General features: G+C 67.9%; 21 protein-coding genes. 10 read left to right on the plus strand and 11 right to left on the minus strand.

Annotation, left to right across the window (positions count from 1 at the left end; translation table 11 throughout):
* Positions 1-35: 35 nt before the first annotated feature.
* The 3 genes from AC3WJI_RS17010 to AC3WJI_RS17020 form a co-directional block, all read right to left on the minus strand.
* Positions 36-467, minus strand: a complete 432-nt coding sequence (locus tag AC3WJI_RS17010; protein WP_492758501.1) for a nucleoside deaminase — start codon at positions 465-467, stop codon at positions 36-38.
* An 80-nt stretch (positions 468-547) separates the two neighbouring features.
* Positions 548-679 carry a YqaE/Pmp3 family membrane protein gene (locus AC3WJI_RS17015; protein ID WP_492758474.1) on the minus strand — a complete coding sequence of 44 codons (132 nt, stop codon included), beginning with the start codon at positions 677-679 and terminating at the stop codon, positions 548-550.
* Positions 679-972, minus strand: a complete 294-nt coding sequence (locus AC3WJI_RS17020; RefSeq protein WP_492758475.1) for a hypothetical protein — start codon at positions 970-972, stop codon at positions 679-681. The genes AC3WJI_RS17015 and AC3WJI_RS17020 overlap by 1 nt, the downstream gene beginning before the upstream one ends.
* Before the next feature lie 159 nt (positions 973-1,131).
* Between AC3WJI_RS17020 and rpmB the strand changes: the two genes are divergently transcribed.
* Positions 1,132-1,431 carry a 50S ribosomal protein L28 gene (rpmB, locus tag AC3WJI_RS17025; RefSeq protein ID WP_492758476.1) on the plus strand — a complete coding sequence of 100 codons (300 nt, stop codon included), beginning with the start codon at positions 1,132-1,134 and terminating at the stop codon, positions 1,429-1,431.
* Between the two features lie 20 nt (positions 1,432-1,451).
* On the opposite strand, the gene AC3WJI_RS17030 is transcribed toward rpmB, so the two are convergent.
* The 4 genes from AC3WJI_RS17030 to AC3WJI_RS17045 all read right to left on the minus strand — a co-directional run bounded on the left by AC3WJI_RS17030 (position 1,452) and on the right by AC3WJI_RS17045 (position 6,733).
* Entirely contained in the window at positions 1,452-2,462 is a 1,011-nt protein-coding gene (locus AC3WJI_RS17030; RefSeq protein WP_492758477.1) for an esterase-like activity of phytase family protein, read from the minus strand.
* Between the two features lie 268 nt (positions 2,463-2,730).
* Positions 2,731-3,453 (minus strand): acetoacetyl-CoA reductase, encoded by a 723-nt coding sequence (gene phbB / locus AC3WJI_RS17035; RefSeq protein ID WP_492758478.1) that lies wholly within the window; start codon positions 3,451-3,453, stop codon positions 2,731-2,733.
* A 35-nt stretch (positions 3,454-3,488) separates the two neighbouring features.
* A complete protein-coding gene (gene hemH, locus AC3WJI_RS17040) occupies positions 3,489-4,496 on the minus strand; it encodes a ferrochelatase (RefSeq protein ID WP_492758479.1) in 1,008 nt (335 codons plus the stop codon).
* A complete protein-coding gene (locus AC3WJI_RS17045; RefSeq protein WP_492758480.1) occupies positions 4,493-6,733 on the minus strand; it encodes a xanthine dehydrogenase family protein molybdopterin-binding subunit in 2,241 nt (746 codons plus the stop codon). Before AC3WJI_RS17045 ends, hemH begins: the two co-directional genes overlap by 4 nt.
* Positions 6,734-6,844: 111 nt before the next feature.
* Between AC3WJI_RS17045 and lgt the strand changes: the two genes are divergently transcribed.
* Positions 6,845-7,744 carry a prolipoprotein diacylglyceryl transferase gene (gene lgt, locus AC3WJI_RS17050; protein ID WP_492758502.1) on the plus strand — a complete coding sequence of 300 codons (900 nt, stop codon included), beginning with the start codon at positions 6,845-6,847 and terminating at the stop codon, positions 7,742-7,744.
* 84 nt (positions 7,745-7,828) lie between these two features.
* Here lgt and AC3WJI_RS17055 read toward each other — a convergent pair whose 3' ends face one another.
* Positions 7,829-8,053 (minus strand): hypothetical protein, encoded by a 225-nt coding sequence (locus tag AC3WJI_RS17055; protein ID WP_492758481.1) that lies wholly within the window; start codon positions 8,051-8,053, stop codon positions 7,829-7,831.
* A gap of 197 nt (positions 8,054-8,250) precedes the next feature.
* Here AC3WJI_RS17055 and AC3WJI_RS17060 point away from each other — a divergent pair, with 197 nt between their 5' ends.
* From AC3WJI_RS17060 to AC3WJI_RS17075, 4 genes are all read left to right on the plus strand, one after another.
* On the plus strand, positions 8,251-9,222 hold the full coding sequence (locus AC3WJI_RS17060; protein ID WP_492758503.1) for a class I SAM-dependent methyltransferase: 972 nt from the start codon (positions 8,251-8,253) through the stop codon (positions 9,220-9,222).
* An 8-nt stretch (positions 9,223-9,230) separates the two neighbouring features.
* A complete protein-coding gene (locus AC3WJI_RS17065; protein WP_492758482.1) occupies positions 9,231-9,839 on the plus strand; it encodes a GNAT family N-acetyltransferase in 609 nt (202 codons plus the stop codon).
* Positions 9,836-10,609, plus strand: a complete 774-nt coding sequence (pgeF, locus tag AC3WJI_RS17070) for a peptidoglycan editing factor PgeF (RefSeq protein WP_492758483.1) — start codon at positions 9,836-9,838, stop codon at positions 10,607-10,609. The genes AC3WJI_RS17065 and pgeF overlap by 4 nt, the downstream gene beginning before the upstream one ends.
* 160 nt (positions 10,610-10,769) lie before the next feature.
* Positions 10,770-12,080, plus strand: coding sequence for a cystathionine gamma-synthase family protein (locus AC3WJI_RS17075; protein WP_492758484.1), 1,311 nt, complete (start codon positions 10,770-10,772; stop codon positions 12,078-12,080).
* Positions 12,081-12,122: 42 nt separating this feature from the next.
* On the opposite strand, the gene AC3WJI_RS17080 is transcribed toward AC3WJI_RS17075, so the two are convergent.
* Positions 12,123-13,877 carry a bifunctional metallophosphatase/5'-nucleotidase gene (locus AC3WJI_RS17080; protein ID WP_492758485.1) on the minus strand — a complete coding sequence of 585 codons (1,755 nt, stop codon included), beginning with the start codon at positions 13,875-13,877 and terminating at the stop codon, positions 12,123-12,125.
* A 98-nt stretch (positions 13,878-13,975) separates the two neighbouring features.
* On the opposite strand from AC3WJI_RS17080, the gene AC3WJI_RS17085 reads away from it, so the two are divergent.
* The 4 genes from AC3WJI_RS17085 (at position 13,976) to AC3WJI_RS17100 (ending at position 17,935) form a co-directional block, all read left to right on the plus strand.
* Positions 13,976-15,286 carry an amidohydrolase gene (locus tag AC3WJI_RS17085; protein WP_492758486.1) on the plus strand — a complete coding sequence of 437 codons (1,311 nt, stop codon included), beginning with the start codon at positions 13,976-13,978 and terminating at the stop codon, positions 15,284-15,286.
* Positions 15,287-15,326: 40 nt separating this feature from the next.
* Complete coding sequence (locus AC3WJI_RS17090; protein WP_492758487.1) at positions 15,327-15,563, plus strand: hypothetical protein; 237 nt, start codon at positions 15,327-15,329, stop codon at positions 15,561-15,563.
* An 84-nt stretch (positions 15,564-15,647) separates the two neighbouring features.
* A complete protein-coding gene (locus AC3WJI_RS17095) occupies positions 15,648-15,794 on the plus strand; it encodes a hypothetical protein (RefSeq protein WP_492758488.1) in 147 nt (48 codons plus the stop codon).
* Between the two features lie 104 nt (positions 15,795-15,898).
* Positions 15,899-17,935 carry a family 43 glycosylhydrolase gene (locus tag AC3WJI_RS17100; protein ID WP_492758489.1) on the plus strand — a complete coding sequence of 679 codons (2,037 nt, stop codon included), beginning with the start codon at positions 15,899-15,901 and terminating at the stop codon, positions 17,933-17,935.
* Here AC3WJI_RS17100 and AC3WJI_RS17105 read toward each other — a convergent pair.
* Positions 17,932-18,321: a VOC family protein gene (locus tag AC3WJI_RS17105; RefSeq protein WP_492758490.1), complete on the minus strand. Its 390-nt coding sequence runs from the start codon at positions 18,319-18,321 to the stop codon at positions 17,932-17,934. The two genes, AC3WJI_RS17100 and AC3WJI_RS17105, sit on opposite strands and share 4 nt — an antisense overlap.
* Positions 18,318-19,883 (minus strand): spinster family MFS transporter, encoded by a 1,566-nt coding sequence (locus AC3WJI_RS17110; protein ID WP_492758491.1) that lies wholly within the window; start codon positions 19,881-19,883, stop codon positions 18,318-18,320. Before AC3WJI_RS17110 ends, AC3WJI_RS17105 begins: the two co-directional genes overlap by 4 nt.
* Between the last annotated feature and the right edge of the window lie 104 nt (positions 19,884-19,987).

Consider the following 19,987-nt stretch of genomic DNA (forward strand, 5'->3'; position numbering starts at 1 on the left):
CTCCCCTCCCGCGAGCGGGAGGGGAGTCATCACGACTACCCCCGCCGCTCCCTGAAAAAATCGCGCAGCATCCCGCCCGCTTCATCCTCGCCGATTCCCGAATAGACCTCCGGCCGGTGGTGGCAGGTCGGCTGCGCGAAGAAGCGCGGGCCGTGCTCGACCGCGCCGCCCTTGGGATCGCTCGCGCCGTAATAGAGCCGGGCGATGCGGGCATGCGCGATCGCCCCGGCGCACATCGCGCAGGGCTCGAGCGTCACCCACAGGTCGCAATCCTCGAGCCGCTCGCGGCCGAGAATTCGCGCCGCCTCGCGAATCACACGCATCTCGGCATGCGCGGTGGGGTCGTGCAGCGTGCGCGGCGCATTGGCGGCGGTGGCGACGATCCTGCCGCCCTGGACCAACGCTGCGCCGACCGGCACTTCGCCCGCCTGCGCAGCCGCGCGGGCAGCATCGAGCGCGGCGCGCATCGGTTCGGGGAGCGGGAACATCGCGGCGCCCTACCGCGTCAACGCCCGTTCGTCACGGGCGGTGCTCCAGCACATGACGTCTAACTGTTCCCCGGCAGAAACCCCAGCACGGTGAGCCCGCAGGCGATCAGGAAGTCTCGCCCCGGCCCGCGCGCCAGATAGACGCCCAGCGGCGGCAGCAGCACCGCCGCGGCGATTCGCCCGGCGCGCATTACTTGGCCGCGGGCGAAGGCGTCGCCCCGGGGGCCTGCTTCACGTCGATGGTCGGCAGCACCACGGTCGCCTTCTTCATCTCGACGGTCGGCACCTCGACGGTCTTGGCGGTGTTGCCGATGCCGACGCTGCCGGTCTTGGCACTGTAGCTCGGCAATTCGCCGCCCTGCGTCTGCACGCTCACCGTCGGCATGCTGCCGCCATGCTGCTGGTTGATCGACAGCATGCCGGTCGCCATCGCAGCGACAACGCCCAGGGCGATCAGCCCGATCAACACGAGGATTGCACGCATTGCCTCTTTCTCCCGATCGAATCGTTTGCGTAATAACGCCGCAAACGCCATTGCGGTTGCGTCGGCGCGCGGCTGATCGGCGAATCGGTTGACGCACCCGGCCATTCCCGCTAGTGGCGCGGCCTTTCCGGCTTATGCCAAGAACCAGGATTTAAAGCGATGTCGCGCATTTGCGAGCTGACCGGCAAGGGCCGGCAGGTGGGACACAACGTCTCCCACGCCAACAACAAGACCAAGCGTACGTTCCTGCCCAACCTGCAGAACGTCACGCTGATGTCGGATTCGCTGGGCCGCAGCATCCGCCTGCGCGTCTCGACGCACGGCCTGCGCTCGGTCGAGCACAATGGCGGCCTCGACAATTGGCTGCTGAAGGCCAGCGACGACGATCTCTCGCTGCGTGCGCGCCGCCTCAAGCGCGAAGTGCGCAAGGCAGCGACGGCCGAGAAGACCGCGGCCTAACAGCCCTTTGCGGACTGGCGTCAGCCCGTTCCCTTGGCGGGGGGTGGGCTTTTCGCTTGCCCGAATTCCAGGCGGAACTTGAGCAGCAGCGACTGCTCCCAGATCTCGCCATTGTCGTCGGACGCGATCCACACGATCGTGTCGGCGCCTTCGCGCGTGATCGCAAGCGCCTCGAAATTGTCGTGCTGCACCGGGCGCTCGAAGGTCGCGAGCTCGATTCCATGCACGGGCTTGCCGGGCCGCGCGCCGCGCAGGTCGAGCAGCACCAATTTGGCGGTGAACAGACCGGCGAGCGACAGGCGGCGGTTGAGCACGAGCAGCCGTCCGTCGGGAAGCTCGGCCATGTCGGTCGGATCGTAATTGGCCGGCGGCACATAGGCCAGGCTCTCAGGTTTACCCCCCTCGGTCGGGTCACCCGCGAAGCGCAGCACGATCCGCGCATCGATCTGCCCCTTGGGCCGCGCGGTCTCGCTGATGATGATGAACTGCCCGTTGCGCAGCCGGACCATCGCCTCGGCGCCTCCGGCGACCGGCCAGTCCGCCATCTCCGCTGGCCGGCTGCTGCGCTCGACGCGCGAGAGGCTAGAATCGTAGCGCCAGATCGCATTGTAAATCTCGAAGCCGATCCAGGCGCGCCCAGTTATGGGATCCCAGGTCAGCGATTCCGAATCACGGTGCCGCTTGAGCCAGCCCGTGCCCGGTCCGGGCAGATCGGCGAAGCGCAGTTCGTGCGGGTGCAGGTCCGCGCCCATGCGGAACGACACCACATTCCCGCCGTCGCTGAGCAGCGTGAAGCGGTCCCCCCTCACTCGCATCGACGAAAAGCCGCCAAAAGCCGGATCGCTGCTGCGCAGTTCCAATCCGCCCAGATAAGTGAGCGCGCCGAGCCGCGTCCGCGTCGGATCGGCAGGGTCGAGCAACACCGGCGTCGCCACCATCTCGGGCCGGTCGCCAAGCACCGCTCGCGGCTCGACCCCCGAAGCCGTGAGCGACAGCATCAGCAGCGACGAGAGCGGTACGGCGAAACGCATCCGCTCGCTCATAGCCGTTCGGAGGAGCCGGGCTAGCCCCGGCGAAGATGAACCTCAGATAACAGGCACGTTCAGCCAGTGCCAAGGCGTCGCGCGTATATCCGGCCGCACAGTTTGCGTATCAGGGCCCCCGCGTTGCGTATCGGGGACCGTGTGGGCCGGCTCCTCGCGGGGCCGGCCCGTTTCGTTTTGGGCATTGGCAGCGCCGGCGGCAAAGCCGGGCGCTGCGCTTCGCGCATCGGCGCGGACGTAGCCGCGCCGGCGCCCGTCAGTACATATGCTGCCCGCCGTTGATCGACAGCGTCGATCCGGTGACGAAGCCCGCTTCCTCCGAGCAGAGGAACGCCACGCCGCGGGCGATCTCGCTCGCCTGACCGAGCCGGCCGACAGGGATCTTGGCGACGATCTTCTCGAGGACTTCGGCCGGCACCGCGGCGACCATGTCGGTGTCGATATAGCCCGGCGCGATCGCATTAACCGTCACACCGGCGCGCGCGCCTTCCTGCGCCAATGCCTTGGTGAAGCCGTGAATGCCCGATTTGGCGGCGGCATAATTGACCTGGCCGTATTGCCCCGACTGGCCGTTGATCGAGCCGATATTGACGATCCGCCCCCATTTGCGGTTGCGCATTCCCGGGAAGGTCGCGTGCGCCATGTTGAAGCAGCCGCCCAGGTTGATCCGGATGACGTCTTCCCACATGTCGCGGCTCATCTTGAGGATGGTGCCGTCGCGCGTGACCCCGGCGTTGTTGACGACGACGTCGACCGGACCCAATTCGGCCTCGACCTGCGCGACGCCCGCGGCGCAGGCGTCGAAATCGCCCACGTCCCACTTATACGCCTTGATCCCGGTCCGCTCGGTAAAAGCCTGTGCCTTCTCGTCATTGCCGGCGTAATTGGCAGCGACCGTCATGCCCGCGTCCTTGAGCGCGAGGCTGATCGCCTCGCCGATACCGCGCGTTCCGCCCGTCACGATCGCTACGCGTGCCATTGTCGCCATCCTCTCTTGGTTTTCGTTACGTCAGGCTAGGCAGCGTCTGCCCAGCCCGCAAGTTCCCGACACAATATCTTACGAAGCATCGCGATCCCGGCATCGCTCGCATTGAGGCACGGCAAGGCCGCGAAATGCGTTCCGCCGGCGGCGAGGAAAGTGTCGCGCCCCCGGATCGACAGTTCCTCGAGCGTCTCGACGCAATCGGCGGAGAAGCCCGGCGCGACGAGGGCGATCCTGGTGATCCCCTTGCCCGGCAGCCCGGCGAGCACCGTGTCGGTCGCGGGCTCGAGCCATTTGGCGCGACCGAAGCGCGACTGGAAGGTGATCGTCAGTTCGCACCCGAGCGCTTCGCTCAGCAGCCGCGCGGTCTTCTGGCAGTGGCAATGATAGGGGTCGCCGAGGTGCAAGGTACGCTCGGGCATGCCGTGGAAGCTGGCGAGGATCGCCTGCGGCTCGAAATCGAGCGCGGCGAGCGATTCCTCGACCGAGACCTTGAGCGCATCGATATAGGCCGGATCGTCATGATAAGGAGGCAAGGTCCGCAGCGCGGGCTGCCAGCGCATCTGCGCCAGCGCGGCGAAGGCGGCGTCGTTCGCGGTCGCGGTCGTCGCCGCGCAATATTGCGGGTAGAGCGGCGCGACCAGGATCCGCTCGCACCCCGCCGCCTTGAGCGCGCGCAGCCGGTCGCCGAGCGCCGGACGGCCATAGCGCATGGCATAGTCGACAACCACGTCCGGCCCGAACGCGCCCTGCAGCGCCGCCGCCTGCTCGCGGGTGATCGCGGCGAGCGGCGAGCCGTCCTCGCGCCACACCTGCTTATAGGCATGCGCCGACTTGGCCGGCCGCGTGCGCAGGATGATCCCGTGGAGGATCGGCTTCCACACGAAGCGCGGGATCTCGATCACGCGGGGATCGGACAGGAATTCGGCGAGATAGCGCCGCACCGCGCCGGCCTCGGCCGCGTCGGGCGTGCCGAGGTTGACGAGGAGCAGCCCGACCTTGCGGGTCGGGATCGCCGGATGGCCTTGGGGAAGCGTCATTCCAGGTCCGATAGCAGAGGCAGGCGGCGAAAGCGTACCCCCGTCGCCGCCTGCAGCGCATTGGCGATCGCCGGGGCGACCGGCGGTACTGCGAGTTCGCTCGCGCCGCCGGGCTCCATATTGCTGCGGATCAGCTCGACGGTGATGTCGGGGCAGTCGGCGAGCGTGGGCAGGCGCAGCTCGGAAATCTCGCGGACATCGGCGACATTTTCGGTGAAGCCGGTCGAGCAGCCGACCGCCGCCGCGAGCCCGAACAGCAACCCGCCCTCGATCTGCTGCTGCACGAGGTCGGGATTGACCACCCGCCCGCAATCGACCGCCGCGACCAGCCGCTCGACCTTGACCCTGCGGTCGCTGGTCAGCTGCGCCTCGGCGAGGACGGCGATATACGATCCGCGAAAGGCGTGGCAGGCGATCCCCTGCCCGCTGCCCGGCTGGCCGCCCTGCCAGCCGCCCAGTTGTGCCGCGATCTGCAGGCAGCGCGCCAGCCGCGGCTGTCCCCCGAGCATCGCCATGCGGAACGACAAGGCATCCTGCTCGGCGACATGGGCGAGTTCGTCGAGAAAGCTCTCGGTTAAGAAGCAGGTGTAGCTATGCGCCCCCGAGCGCCAATAGCCCGTCGGCACCCCGATTTCCGCGGGGTGATGATCGATCGCGAAATTGGGGATGGCATAAGGCGGCACCGCCCCCGCCACCGCGCTCGCATCAGCACCGCCGAGCGCCAGCCCCGCCGCGGGCAGCACATCGCCGTGGAGCAAGCGCGCGGCGAGTGCGCGCCCGCTCGCCGGCGCGGCGATCTTGGCGAGCCAGCCGGTCAGCCGATGCTGCGCATCGAGCCGCGCGTTCATCCGCCCCGCCGCCGCCGGACGGAAGCGGTCGCGCCGGAAATCCTCGCCGCGCGGCCAGGTCAGCTGGACCGGCCGGCCGATCTTGACCGCGAGCACTGCCGCCTGCGCCGCGACGTCGCTCTCGAGCTTGGCGCCGAACGCGCCCCCCGCCATTGTCGGGTGCAGGATCACGTCGCCCTCGCCGACCCCCGCCGCGCGCGCCGCCGCCGCCCGCGCGAGCTCGGGCGCCTGGGTCGGCAGCCACAAGGTGAGGCGGCCGTCGCGATAGGCCGCGGTCGCGGTCATCGGCTCGAGCGGTGCGTGGAGCGCCAGCCCGACGCGATATTCGGCCGCGACCAATTGCGCGCCGCGAAACTGCCCGGCGAGGTCTCCCTCCTCCACAATGCGTGACCCGGCACCATCGAACGCGGCGGTCAGCGCCGCCTCGATCGTATCGTCATTGACCACCGCCTCGGGAGTGCGGAAGCGCGGCCGCATCGCATCGAGCGCGCGGTCCGCCGCCCACCAATTGTTCGCGACCGCCGCGACCCAATCGTCCTGCGTCACCACCGCCAGCATGCCGGGGATTTTGTTCGCCGCGGCGCGATCGAGCTTGACCAGCCCGGTATCGCCCACCGGCCCCTGGCGGATCGAGGCATAGACCATGTCGGCGAGCCGCACATCGGCGGCGAACAGCGCGCTACCGTCGACCTTGGGCGGCGCGTCGAGCCGCGGCAGCGGCTGGCCGTAGAGCCGGGCCTCGCCATCGCTGCGCGGCGCCACGTCGTTCGGCAGGCGCTGCTCCGCCGCCTCGGCGGCAAGCGCGCCGAAACCGACCTTGTTCTTGCCCTCGAAAACGACGTGGTTGAACGTCCCGCACGCCTTCCAATCGACGCCCCAGCGCGCCGCCGCCGCCTTGCACAGCAAGGCGCGCGCCGCCGCCCCCGCGCGGCGCAGCTCGCCCTCGAAATTGCGCACCGAGGTCGAGGCGCCGGTCAGCGTCAGTCCGCTGCGCCGGACATAGCTGCTCCGCAACCCATCGGGCAGCGGACCGAGCGCCGCCGCGAACAATTCCTCGGCGGCGAGCGGGTTGGCGTAAAGCGGATTGAGCGGCGCCGGCTCCACCCCGACCAGCTTCCAGTCGGCGCCGAGTTCGTCGGCGATGATCTGCGGGAAGGCGGTATAGACGCCCTGCCCCTCCTCGCATTGTGGCACCGCGACCGAGACGTGGCCGTCACTCCCGATCTTGAGCCACGCGCCGAACAGGCTCTCGCCCGGCGCCGCGGTAAGGTTGGGGAGCCAGGTGCGCGGCCAGGCCGCCCAGGCGACGATCAGTCCCAGACCCGCGCCACCGCCGACCAGCAGCGTCCGCCGATCGAGCTTGATGCGCGCGCTGGAGTTTCGGGCCATCGCAACGCTGTATCGCGCGGCTCGCGCCTGCGCCAGCCATTGCGGCCTTGGGTTTGCCGCCCGGCTGTTCTATCGCGGCGCGACGAACGATTGCCGGGGAACGACAAGACCGTGCTGCTCCATCTCCTCGCCGCCGCCGGCGATCATATCCAGTTCAAGGATCTCGGCCTCAGCCCGGTCGCGCTGCCGATCTGGATCGGCGACCGGCATATATTCGACATCAAATGGTATTCGCTGGCCTATATCGCCGGCATCCTGATCGGCTGGTGGTATCTGCTCAAGCTGCTGGCCCAGCCCGGCGCGCCGATGGCGCGGCGCCATGCCGACGATCTGGTCTTCTACGCGACGCTCGGCATCATCCTCGGCGGCCGCATCGGCTATGTGCTGTTCTACGCGCCGAACATGATCTGGGAAACACCGATCCAGATAATCCGCTTGTGGGACGGCGGCATGTCGTTTCACGGCGGCGTGATCGGCACGACGATCGCGATCATCCTTCTCGCGCGCCGCCACGGTCTCAACTGGCTGCGCATCCACGATTATGTCGCCTGCGTCGCGCCACTAGGACTGTTCTTCGGGCGCCTTGCCAATTTCGTGAACGGCGAATTGTGGGGCAAGCCGGCGGACCTTCCCTGGGCGATCGTCTTCCGCAACACCGTGCAGACCGGCCTTCCGGAGCCGGCGCGCCACCCGAGCCAGCTCTACGAGGCGGGGCTCGAAGGGCTGCTACTCTTCGCGGTGTTGTGGTTCTTCTTCTGGCGCACCGATGCGCGCTACGCGCCGGGCAAGCTCGTCGGCATCTTCGTGCTCGGCTACGGCCTGTGCCGCTTCTTCGTCGAATTCTTCCGCGAACCCGATGCGCAACTGGTCTGGCTGGTCGATGCGACGGGGCTGCACATGGGCCAGTGGCTGTGCATCCCGATGATTATCGGCGGCGGCTATCTGGTCGCCACCGCCAAGGCCCGCCGCCAGCGCGTCGAGCCGATCGCAGGATCCGAGAGCGTCGCTTAACTTCAAGCCCCTCCCCTTCAGGGGGGGTGGCGTGGGGCATGTCCATCTCACCGAGCTCGTCGCTTGAGGAGAGGCGTTTTACGACTACCGCAGCAGGCTCGTCATCTCCGCCGCACTGATCCCGTATAGCTCGCAGATATGGTCGCGCAGCCGCTGCTTGGCCGCCTCCATCTCGGCATATGCTGCCTCTTCCGCCGGCTCGGCATGGTGGTTGACCTCGTGCGGGGTGGGGACCAATTCGCCCCAGGCGATGCGGTGCCGCGCCGCGGCTTCTCGCACCGCCGCCACCAATTGCTTAGCTTCTTCCATCGCTTGCCGAACGCTTTAGCCGAGATACGGCTCCGCCGGGTGACGCGCGAGGCACGACAGGCTAGGGAGAGAAGGTGACCGACAATCCCCTAGCCGCCACCCCTGGGCAGCGCAGCGAAAATGCCGCCGAGCCGCTGCTCGCCGAGCGCCTCGCTCGCGCGATCACCCTCGCCGGACCGATCCCGCTGTCGCAGTTCATGGGCGCCGCCAACGCGCATTATTACGGCACGCGCGATCCTTTGGGCGCGCGCGGCGACTTCACCACCGCGCCCGAGATCAGCCAGATGTTTGGCGAGCTGATCGGGCTATGGCTCGCTGACCTGTGGGATCGCGCCGGCCGCCCCGCCGCCCGCTATGTCGAGTTCGGCCCAGGCCGCGGCACGCTCGCCGCCGATGCGCTTCGCGCGATGGCCAAGGCCGGGCTCGCGCCGCCGGTCGATCTGATCGAGACCAGCCCGACATTGCGCGCCGTCCAGGCCGAGCGGGTCCCGCACGCCGAATGGTATCTCGACCTGGTCGGGCTGCCCGACGACGCGCCCTTGCTGGTCGTCGCCAACGAATTCTTCGACGCACTGCCGATCCGTCAGCTCGTCGCCACCGGCGAAGGCTGGCGCGAGCGGCTCGTCGCATGCCAGGACACCTTGTTCCTGCCGATCACCGGCGACCGCAGCTTCGACATGATCATCCCCAAGCCGCTGCTCCAGGCGGCGCCGGGATCGATCCTCGAGACCTCGCCCGCCGGCGTCGCGATCCTGCGCAACCTCGCCGCGCGGTTGCTGGCGCAGGGCGGCGCGGCGCTGATCATAGACTATGGCTATGAGGGCCCGGCGATCGGCGACACGCTCCAGGCCGTGCGCGGCCATGCCTATGCCAATCCGTTCGAGCAGCCCGGCGAGGCCGATCTCACCGCGCATGTCGACTTCGCCACGCTCAAGGAAGCTGCCGAGGTCGAGGGCTTGGTCGTCCACGGCCCGGTGACGCAGGGCGCATTCCTCAAGGCGCTGGGCATCGAGGCGCGTACCGAGGCGCTCGCCAGAGCCGCGCCCGATCGCGCCGAAGCGCTCGCGCTCGATCGCGACCGGCTGATCGATCCCCAGCAGATGGGGGATCTGTTCAAGGTGATCGCGGTGACTGCGCCGGGCTGGCCGGTGCCTGCAGGGTTCGAATGAGAGACGATATGGCCGATCACCCTCACCCTTCCGCGGCTTCGCCGCTCGCTCCCTCTCCCGACGGGAGAGGGAAGGGCCCCGCTCGCGAAGCGAGTGGGAAGGGTGACCGCGCGATCACCTACCGCGACGCCACCCCCGCCGACCTCCCGGCGATCGATGCCCTCTTCCGCGCGAGCTTCGTCGCGACCTTCGGCCATCTCTACCGCCCGGCCGACCTCGCCGCGTTCCTGAACAAGTTCACCCCCGCCGCATGGGCGGAGGAGTTCGCCACCCCCGACGTCGCGATCCGCGTCGCGGAGGACGCCGACGGCCTGCTCGGCTATTGCAAGATCGGCCCGGTCACCCTGCCGGTCGAGCCCGGCACCCCGGCGATCGAGCTCCGCCAGCTCTATTTCGACGAGCGCGGCAAGGGCAGCGGCGCAGCGCACGCGTTGGTCGACTGGGCGATGGCAACCGGCCGTGCGCAGAACGCCGAGCGGATCGTGCTCAGCGTCTATGTCGACAATCACCGCGCCAAGCGCTTCTACGCGCGCTTCGGCTTCCGCGAGATCGGGCTCTATCATTTCCGCGTCGGCGAGCATCTCGACGAGGATCATCTGATGAGCCTCGACTTGTGAGCGCGGTCGAAGTCACCCGCGCCCGCGCGCTGGGCGACGTCGCGCACGGCTTTCTCGGACGCCGCGGCGGGGTTTCCACCGGGCTGGTCGCCGGGCTCAATGTCGGCACCGGCTCGGCCGACGATCCGCAGGCGATCGCCGAGAATCGCCGCCGGGCGGCCGAGGCGGTGCTGCCCGGCGGCCGGCTGGTCACGCTGTACCAGGTCCATTCGCCCGACGCGGTCGCAGTGATCGCACCGTTCGAAGACCGCCTTCGTCCCCATGCCGATGCGCTGGTCACCGACCAGCCTGGGCTCGCGCTCGGCATCCTCACCGCCGATTGCGCGCCGGTGCTTCTTGCGGACCGCGAGGCGGGCGTGGTCGGCGCCGCGCATGCCGGGTGGAAGGGCGCGATCGGCGGCGTCACCGATTCGACCATCGCGCTGATGGAGAGCTTGGGCGCCCAGCGCGAGCGCATCGCCGCCGCGATCGGCCCTTGCATCGCGCGCGCAAGCTACGAAGTCGATGCCGGCTTCTTCCGCCGCTTCGCCGAGGCCGACCCCGCCAACGAGCGCTTCTTCGCCGACGGCCGGCCTGACCATTTCCAGTTCGACCTGGAAGCCTATGTCGCGCACCGGCTCGCCTCGGCCGGTATCCGCACCGTCGAGACGCTCGGGCTGGACACCTATTCGGACGAGAGCCGCTTCTACAGCTTCCGCCGCGCCACCCATCGCGGCGAACCCGATTACGGCCGGCAGATCGCGATCATCGGGCTCGACGCCGCGGCGTAAAAAGGCTGGAAATGTAGGATTTCCGCGGCTTAGCTCGTCTGGCGATGACGACACTGAGGGAAGTTGAGAACCTGCGCCGAGATCGCAACTTTCTAAACTTCGGCGGTGGCACCTGGTCGGCAAATCGTTACAGACGATACCAATCATAGTGGAGAGCCCGATGACTGACGAGACCGAAGCCGATCTGACCGGCGCGCCTTCGCGCCGCAGCCCGAAGGCCAGCGTCGACAGCGTCGGCGAGCGCAAGCTCAAGCCGTCGACGATGATGATGGGCCACGGCTATGATCCGGTGCTGTCCGAGGGTTCGCTCAAGCCGCCGATCTTCCTGACCTCGACCTTCGTCTTCCCCAATGCCGCGGCGGGCAAGCGCCATTTCGAAGGCGTCACCGGCAAGCGCCCCGGCGGCGCCGATGGCCTCGTCTATTCGCGCTTCAACGGCCCCAACCAGGAAATCCTGGAGGATCGCCTCGGGATCTGGGAAGGCGCCGAGGACGCGCTTGCCTTCTCGTCGGGCATGTCGGCGATCGCCACACTGTTCCTGTCGATGGTCAAGCCGGGCGACACGATCGTCCATTCGGGCCCGCTCTATGCCGCGACCGAGACGCTGATCGCGCGCATCCTCGGCCGTTTTGGCGTGCATTGGCTCGATTTCCCCGCCGGCGCGACGCGCGAGGAGATCGACGCGGTGCTCGGCAAGGCGGCGAGCGGCAATGTCGCATTGATCTATCTCGAATCGCCGGCGAACCCGACCAACGCGCTGGTCGATGTCGAGGCCGTCGCCGCCAGCCGCGACGCGATCTTCACCGGCGCCAACAAGCCGCCGATCGCGATCGACAACACCTTCCTCGGGCCTTTGTGGGCCCAGCCCCTCAAGCAGGGCGCCGACATCGTCGTCTACAGCCTCACCAAATATGCCGGCGGCCATTCGGACCTCGTCGCGGGCGGCGTGCTCGGCTCTAAGGAGCACATCAACACGATCCGGCTGATGCGGAACACGATCGGGACGATCTGCGACCCCAACACCGCCTGGATGCTGCTGCGCAGCCTCGAGACGCTCGAGCTGCGGATGAGCCGCGCCGGCGAGAATGCCGCCAAGGTTTGCGAATTCCTTCGCCAGCATCCCAAGGTGGAGCATGTCGGCTATCTTGGCTTCCTCGACGAGGGCAGCCGCCAGGCCGACATTTATCGCCGTCACTGCACCGGCGCCGGATCGACCTTCTCGCTCTATCTGAAGGGCGGGGAGAAGGAGGCGTTCGCGTTCCTCGACGCGCTCAAGATCGCCAAGCTCGCGGTGTCGCTGGGCGGCACCGAGACGCTCGCCAGCCATCCCGCCGGCATGACGCATCTGTCGGTCCCCGAGGCGCGCAAGCAGGCGCTGGGAATCACCAACAATCTCGTCCGCATCTCGATCGGGGTCGAGGACGCCGACGATTTGATCGCCGACTTCGACGAAGCGCTGCAGGCGGTTTGAGGCCTCCCCGTGCTCCTGCGAAAGGAGGAGCACGGAGATCAATCAGCGCAGCGTCAAATCCTTGGTCCGGTCGGTCGCCGGCGGCGTCACCGGGCCCTTTGCGAAATAGGCTTCGAGCGCGTCGAGATCGGCGATCCCGGTGAGCACTTCGCTGCCGCCCATCAGCGTGGTGAACCCGTCGCCGCCATTGCCGAGGAAGTTGCTCACGACGACGCGGTACACCCGGTCGTCGGCCAGCGCCGCGCCGTTGAGCTTGGGGTCGACGACCCGCTGCCCCACCGGCTTGCCGAGATCATATCCGAACGAGAAGCCCCGCGAGACCAGCAGCAGATTGCGCCCGCCGGCCTTGTTCTCGTCGAATTGCTGCTCGAGCACCGCGCGCAATTGCCTGCCGGTGAACTGCTTGATCACCAGCGTGTTGGCGAACGGCTGTGCCGCATAGATGTCGCCGAAGGTGATCGTCCCGTCGGCGCGTGGCGTGAGCGCGGCGCGGACGCTGCCCGCGTTCATCAGCGCGATCTCCGCCCCGCCATTGGCCGGCGCCGCGGTGGCGGCGAGCTGCGCATCGGCGACGAGATTGCCGAGGATCTGTTCGTGCATATTGTCGTCGGCCCGGGTCGCGGGCGCGGTGAGCTTGCCGATCGGCCGCTCCGCAGCGCTCTTCGCCGCCGCCGCATAGCGCGCGACCAGGGCCGCGACGCGCGGCTCGGGCGTGAAGCGCGGATAGCGGTCGTTTAGCGGCACCGGCCCCTTGGCGCTGGTGAACGGCTCGCTCTGGACCAGCACGTTGTTGGCGCGCTTGGCGACGACGCGGTGCGCGACGGGGTCGATATCGAGCGCGATGTCGGTGAGCAGGGTGCCGCCATAACCCGCGCTGGTCAGCAGCAGCGGCCGCGTCGGATCCTTGGTGCCGTAGTCGCAAACATAGGCCTGGTGGGTATGTCCCGAGACGACGAGGTCGACCCGCGGATCGAGCCGCTCGAGGATCGGGAAGATGCCGCCGGTCATCCCCTCGCAGCTGTTCGCGTCGAAGGCGAGCTTGGAATAGCCGCCCTGGTGGATCAGCACGACGATCGCGTCGGCGCCCTCGGCCTTGAGCTGCGGCACCAAGGCGTTGACCGTATCGGCCTCGTCCTCGAAGCGCAGCCCCTCATTGCCCGTCGCGGTCACCAATGTGCCGGTGCCCTGGAGCGTCATCCCGATGAACGCCACCTTCACTTGACGGGAGCCCTTGCCGAAGGTCCGCACGCCATAGCTGGGGAACAACGTGCCCCCGCTGTCCTGGGCGACATTGGCAGCGAGATAGCCGAAGCGGGCACCACCGAACGGCTCGACCGCGCAGGGCGTCCGCTTGGTATTCTTCTCGCAGCCGCCATTCTGGAGCCGCAGCAATTCCTTCTGGCCACGGTCGAATTCGTGGTTGCCGACCGCGTTGAAATCGACTCCGATCAGGTTCATCGCGTGGATCGTCGGCTCGTCGAGGAACATCGACGAGACCAGGGGACTCGCGCTGATCATGTCGCCCGCCGAGACGGTGGCGCTATTGGCGTGGCCCTGGCGCAATTTGGCCATGGCAGAAGCGAAATAGGCGGCCCCGCCCGCGGGCAGGCGCGTGACCGGCTCGTCGCCCGGCAAGTCGACCGAGAGCTTGCCGGCTTCGAGATTGCCGTGGAAATCGTTGAACGCGATGATCTGGACCGAAACCGGCGCCGCGCCCGACGCGCTCCTCGGCCCGGCCACATGCCCCGCGCATCCGGCGAGCAATCCCGCCGCCAGCACTCCGATCAACCCACGCATCGCCCCACCTCCGTCGCCACGCCCGGCGCGCCTACTCGGCTTTCCGCGTCGTCGCTAGGGGCCTCGACAAGACCGGCACCCCCGCATAGCCTCGCGGGATGCGCACCCTCCTTACGGCAGCCCTCGCCATGACCCTCGCCGCCCCTGCCCTCGCCGCCGATCCGGTCCGCGATGCGACGCAGCGTTCGCTCCCCCAGCTGATGGATTTCTACCGCGACTTTCACGCGCATCCCGAGCTCAGCCTCCACGAGGTCGAGACCGCCGCCAAGCTCGCGGCAGAGGCGCGCAAGGCCGGCTTCGAGGTCACCGAGAAGGTCGGCGGCACCGGGGTAGTCGCGGTGCTCAAGAACGGCGCGGGTCCGATCCTGCTGATCCGTGCCGACATGGACGGGCTGCCGGTCACCGAGGACACCGGCCTGCCTTTTGCGTCCAAGGTCCGCACCACCAACGACGAAGGCATCGAGACCGGCGTGATGCATGCCTGCGGCCACGATACGCACATGGCGAGCTGGATCGGCACCTTGCGCAATCTCGCCGCGATGAAGGGTCAATGGCACGGCACCGTCGTGATGATCGCCCAGCCCGCCGAGGAGCGCGGCATGGGCGCGCGGATGATGCTCGAGGACGGGCTGTTCACCCGCTTTCCCAAGCCGCAATTTGCGCTGGCCTTCCACGATTCGGCCTCGCTTCCCGCCGGCACCGTCGGCGTACGCTCGGGCTATGCGCTCGCCAATGTCGATTCGGTCGACATCAAGGTCTCGGGCGTTGGCGGCCACGGCGCCTATCCACAGACCACGCGCGACCCGATCGTCCTCGCCGCGCGGATCGTGACCACGCTCCAGACCCTGGTCAGCCGCGAGATTGACCCGCAGGACGCCGCGGTGGTCACCGTCGGCAGCTTCCATGGCGGCTCGACGCACAACATCATCGGCAAGGAAGTGACGATGCTGCTCACCGTGCGCAGCTACACGCCCGAAGTGCGCCAGAAGCTGCTCGACGGCATCGCGCGCATCGCCAAGGGCGAAGCGATCGCCGCGGGCATCCCCGAGGATCGCATGCCGATGGTCACAGTCCGCAACGAGGGCACCCCCTCGACCTTCAACACCGAGCCGCTCACCGGCCGACTCCATGCGCTGTGGACCAGCCGCTTCGGCAAGGATCGCGTCGTCGACACGCCCGCGGTGATGGGCGGCGAGGATTTCAGCCGCTACTATCTCGCCGACAAGTCGATCCAGAGCATGATCTTCTGGGTCGGCGGCGTGCCCAGGGCCAAATGGGACGCGGCGCAGACCGGCAAGGACACGCTGCCGTCGCTTCATAGCCCCTTCTGGGCCCCCGAGGCCGAAGCGGTGATCGCCACCGCCACCGAAGCGATGACCGCCGCGGCGCTCGATATATTGAAGCGCTAAATCGACGATCCGTTGGCACAAACGAGGCTAACTCTCGTTAATGCAGCACGAGTTCGCCGGAGTTTGGGCATTGGCGCAAGAACATATCGTCGCGGTCGGTCTATTGACGAACCGCGACCTCGAAAGGCTGGGAAGCGGGTTCAAGCGTTGCTTCCCGATATCGGACGATGGGAAATTCGAAGATCTGCTGCGCGCAATCGACGAGGCGGATGCGGCAGTATCGCTGCGTGCAGAGCGTAATAGCGACTCCGAAAATCGCGCTTCGTCGCCACGTTAGCCGCGCGTGCTTGTTGCGAATCACTATCGCCTTGAAATAGAGGATTTTTGTGTCACCTTCGGTCGGGCGATTGGGGAATTCGCCATGTCCGATTCGATCTACTTCCAAACCCGCGCCCGCCGTGAGCGGGAAGCAGCTTTGCGCCAGATGCATCCCGCCGCGCGCCACGCGCATCTCGTGATGGCGGAGCGCTACGAACGCCTGAGCCTCGAAGGCCGCAACCTGCGCTAGACGCCTGGTCTCACGGCGTGCGCGCTCCGATTAGTCGGACAAGTCGATTGACAGCCGTACGCGCGCGCCAATAGCGATCGGCGCCGATAGCGCGTGGAGGGGGCATGTTCGGGATCTTGCGGCTGGCGGCGGCGATGTTGCTGTGCCTCGTGGCGCTGCCCGTCACGGCACAGACCTGGACCGCCGACAATGGCGACGGCACTTTCACCAATCCGCTGTTCTACGACGAATTCTCCGACCCCGACATGATCCGGGTGGGCCAGGATTATTACCTGACCGGCACGACGATGCACACGATGCCGGGGCTGCCGATCCTCCATTCGCGCGATCTCGTGAACTGGGAATTGCTCGGCTATGCCTTCGACCGGCTCGATCTTGGCCCCGAGGCGCGGCTCGAGGGCGGCAAGAGCATGTACGGTCAAGGGATCTGGGCGCCGAGCTTCCGCTACCATGACGGCATTTTCTACATTTTCTCCAACGTCAACGGCCACACTACCCAGGTCTTCCGCGCGACCAATCCGGCAGGCCCGTGGACGCGCACGCCGATGAAGCGCTCGCTCCACGATCTCGGCGTGCTGTTCGACGATGACGGCAAGGTCTATGCGGTCTGGGGCTATCGCGACGTGCGGATGGCGCAATTGAACGCCGCGCTCGATGATATCGTCCCCGGCAGCGAACGCGTGATCATCACCGCCGATCAGGGGATGGGCGAAGGCGCGCATCTCTACAAGATCGACGGGCGCTATCTGATCACCAGCGCCTGGTATTCGGGACGGATGCGGATGCCGGTGGCGCGAGCCGACACACCCTACGGGCCATACGAAGTCAACCACGCGGTCAGCCTCGACGAGGGTTGGGGCAGCGCGGAAGGCTATCGCCACCGCGGCGCCCCCACCCCGCCCTTCGACATCACCGCGCCAACCACCGCCCCGGGGCGCAACGTCCTCCACCAGGGCGGGCTGGTGCAGACGCCGGGAGGCGAGTGGTGGGGCTTCTCGATGATGGACTATAATTCGCTCGGGCGGTTGACCGGCCTGTCTCCGGTGACGTGGCAGGACGGCTGGCCCTATTTCGGGCTGCCCGGCAATCTCGGGCGAACGCCGCGGACCTGGATCAAGCCGGCAATCAGCGTGCGCCAGAAGCCGTTCGCGCCCTATGCGCGCGGCGACGATTTTGCCGGCCCAGCGCTCGGCCGGGTGTGGCAGTGGAACCATGTCCCCGACGATACGCGCTGGTCGCTGCGCGAGCGGCGCGGCTTCCTGCGGCTGCACAGCCTGGCCGCAACCGATTTCCTGGCGGCGCGCAATTCGCTGACCCAGCGCGCGATCGGGCCGCGCTCGACTCCGACAGCGGTGCTCGAGACCAGGGGTCTGCGCGACGGCGACGTCGCCGGACTGGGCCTGCTCGGGCTACCATGGCGCACCTTGGGAGTGCGGCGCGAGGCCGGCCGGCTGGCGATCGACTTTCACGACCAATCAGGCGACAGGACGGTGCGCGTGCCGTTCGCCGGCAATCGCATCTGGCTGCGCGCCGAATGCGACTATCTGACCGAGCAGGCGCGGTTCGCCTACAGCCTGGACGGCAAGGCCTTCACGCCGATCGGCGACCCGTTCGTCATGGCGTTTCAGCTCAAGACCTTTCAGGGCATCCGCTATGCGCTGTTCGCCTATAACGACCGGGGGCGACCGGGCGGCTTCGCCGATTTCGACAGCTTCGCGGTGGCCGAGCCCAACCCTACCGGGCTGATGCACCCGATCCCGCTGGGCAGGACGGTGACGCTGACGTTGCAAGGCTCGACGCTGGCGCTGGCTGAGCAGGAGGGGTCGGTCGTCGCGCGCGAAGGCGATGCGGCGCGCTTTCGCGTGATCGATCGCGGACAGGGACGCGTGGCGCTGGCGCTCGCCGGCGGCCACGTCTCGATCACCGCGACCGGCGATGCGTGGTTGAAGCCGGGCGCAGCAAGCGCTGCCGAGACCTTCCAATGGATGGAGACGATCTATGGCGAGCCGATGCTGATGTCGCTCGTTACCAATCGCTATCTCACGGTCGACCCGGCGAGCGGACAGGTCTCGGCGACCAGCCCCGGCGCGCGGCCCGGTCGCCCCGACCGTGCCCGCTTCGTGGCGGCGGAGGCGCGCTAGTCGGAGGAATTGTCGTCGCGGCGTTCAGCGACGTGCCACAGCACGCCTGACGGATCGACGACATAGGCAACCCGCAATCCCCAGGGCTGGAGCGCCGGCGCGCGCGGCGAAGGTACGCCGAACGCCGCAGGCAGATCGAGCGTCTCGATATGGCGCCACCACGCATCGAGATCGTCGACCATCAGCTGCATCATGAAATTCTCGGCCCTGTCCTTCTGATAATAGTTCTGGAGGATGAAGCTGCTCGCCCCGATCGCAAAGATCGCCGCCTCGCCGTCGAGCAGGGTGGTGAAGCCGAGCGCCTGATAGAATCGCTTGCTCAATGCGAAGTCGCGCGCCGGAACGAACGGGCGGGCGATTTCGGCGCCCTGCGGAACAGCAGTCATAGCGGCTCCCCCGCCGCGCGTGCGCGCGCCTCGCGGCTCGCCTCGGCGGCAGGAACCAGCCGGAGCGCGGCGATTGCAGCGCCTGCCGCCAGCGGCAGGGTCGCCAGCAGCGAGAGGATTCCGGTCGACAGGCTGCCGGTGAGGTCGGCGACGCGGCCGGCGAGATACGGCCCCATCGCCAGCCCGATCAGCGTCGTGCCGATGAAAAAGGCGGCGGTGGCGGTGCCGCGCATGCGGGGCAATACCAGGTCCTGCGTCGCCGCGGCGGCCGCGCCGAGCGCGCAGCTCGCCAGGACCTGGGTCGCGGGCAGCATCGCGTAGAATAGCGACTTGTCGGCGGTGGTAAAGGCGATCACCAGAGTCGGGATGGGCGCGAGGCTGCCTAACAACACTACCATGATCCGCCCCGATGGCCAGCGCCGGCGCAGCCGGTCGGCGGCGATCCCGCCCAGCGTCACGCCGAGGAAGCCGGCGAGGATCGCGGGTCCGCCGATCCATAGCCCGGCCTCGCGGCTGGTAATGCCGAAGACCTGTACCGCATAGCTCGGGGCGAGCCCGGCCACGGCATAAGCGAGGAAGGCATTGAGCCCATAAGCCAGCACCACAGCGAGAAATGCAGGCGTGCCGAGGATCAGCGCGAAAGTCGGGGCGTCGCGGTGGCGCAGCGCCGCCGACCAGCTGTACACCGCGTAGACGCCGATGCCGACCGCGAGCCACTGCGGCAGCGACTTCGGGCCATCGAGGCCGGCGAGCGCATAGACCGCCGCGGCGACCAGCGCGAGGACGACGAGGTTGCGCAGCAATGCTCCGGCACCATTTCGCGCCGCGCCGATCAGGGTGAGCGGTGGAAGGATCGTCAGCAGATCCTCAAGGAAGCTGCGGAACGGCGCTGGGTGCCGCGGCGCGCGCAATCCCTCCGACTGGCCGCGCATCGGCTCGCGCAGGGTCAATACCCAGAGCGCAAGGACGAGGCCCGGCAGTCCGACGGCCATGAATGCCGCCTGCCAGCCGACCAGTCCGCCAGGCCCGCCGCCGGGATAGGCCGCGTTCCACCAATCGACGATCGCGCCGCCGAGAAACAACGAGAAGCCGCCGCCGAAATAGATTCCCGCCGAATAGATGGCGAGCGCGGTCGCGCGCTGGCGCTTGGGAAACCAGTCCGAGATCAGCGAATAGGCCGAAGGGCTCGCCGTCGCCTCGCCGACGCCGACGCCGATGCGGGCCGCGGCGAGCTGGAGGCCGTTGCGCGAAAGGCCTGAAAGCGCCGTCATCGTCGACCACAGCGCAAGCCCGATCGTCATCAGCCGGACGCGATGCCAGCTGTCGGCGAGCCGGCCGAGCGGGATACCGAACAAGGCGTAGAACACCCCGAAGGCGGTACCGTAGAGAAATCCGATATCGGCATGGCTGAGCCCAAGGTCGCGGCGGATGTGCGGCGCCAGGATGGTCAGGATCTGGCGGTCGATGAAGTTGAGTGCGTAGACGAGAAACAGCACGACCAGGACATACCAGGCATAGGGCCCGGCCTTCGCATCGACTGGAGGCACGCTCGATCCGGTCATCCATTCCCTCCCTGTCGCGCATGCCGTAAGGGCGGCACGGGCCGCGCTCGTGCGAAGCCTCTGGAAACGAGGCTAGCAGAGCATACCGCGTTTACGAAAGAGGG

It is taken from the genome of Sphingomonas sp. FW306-1B-B10E, assembly GCF_058782005.1.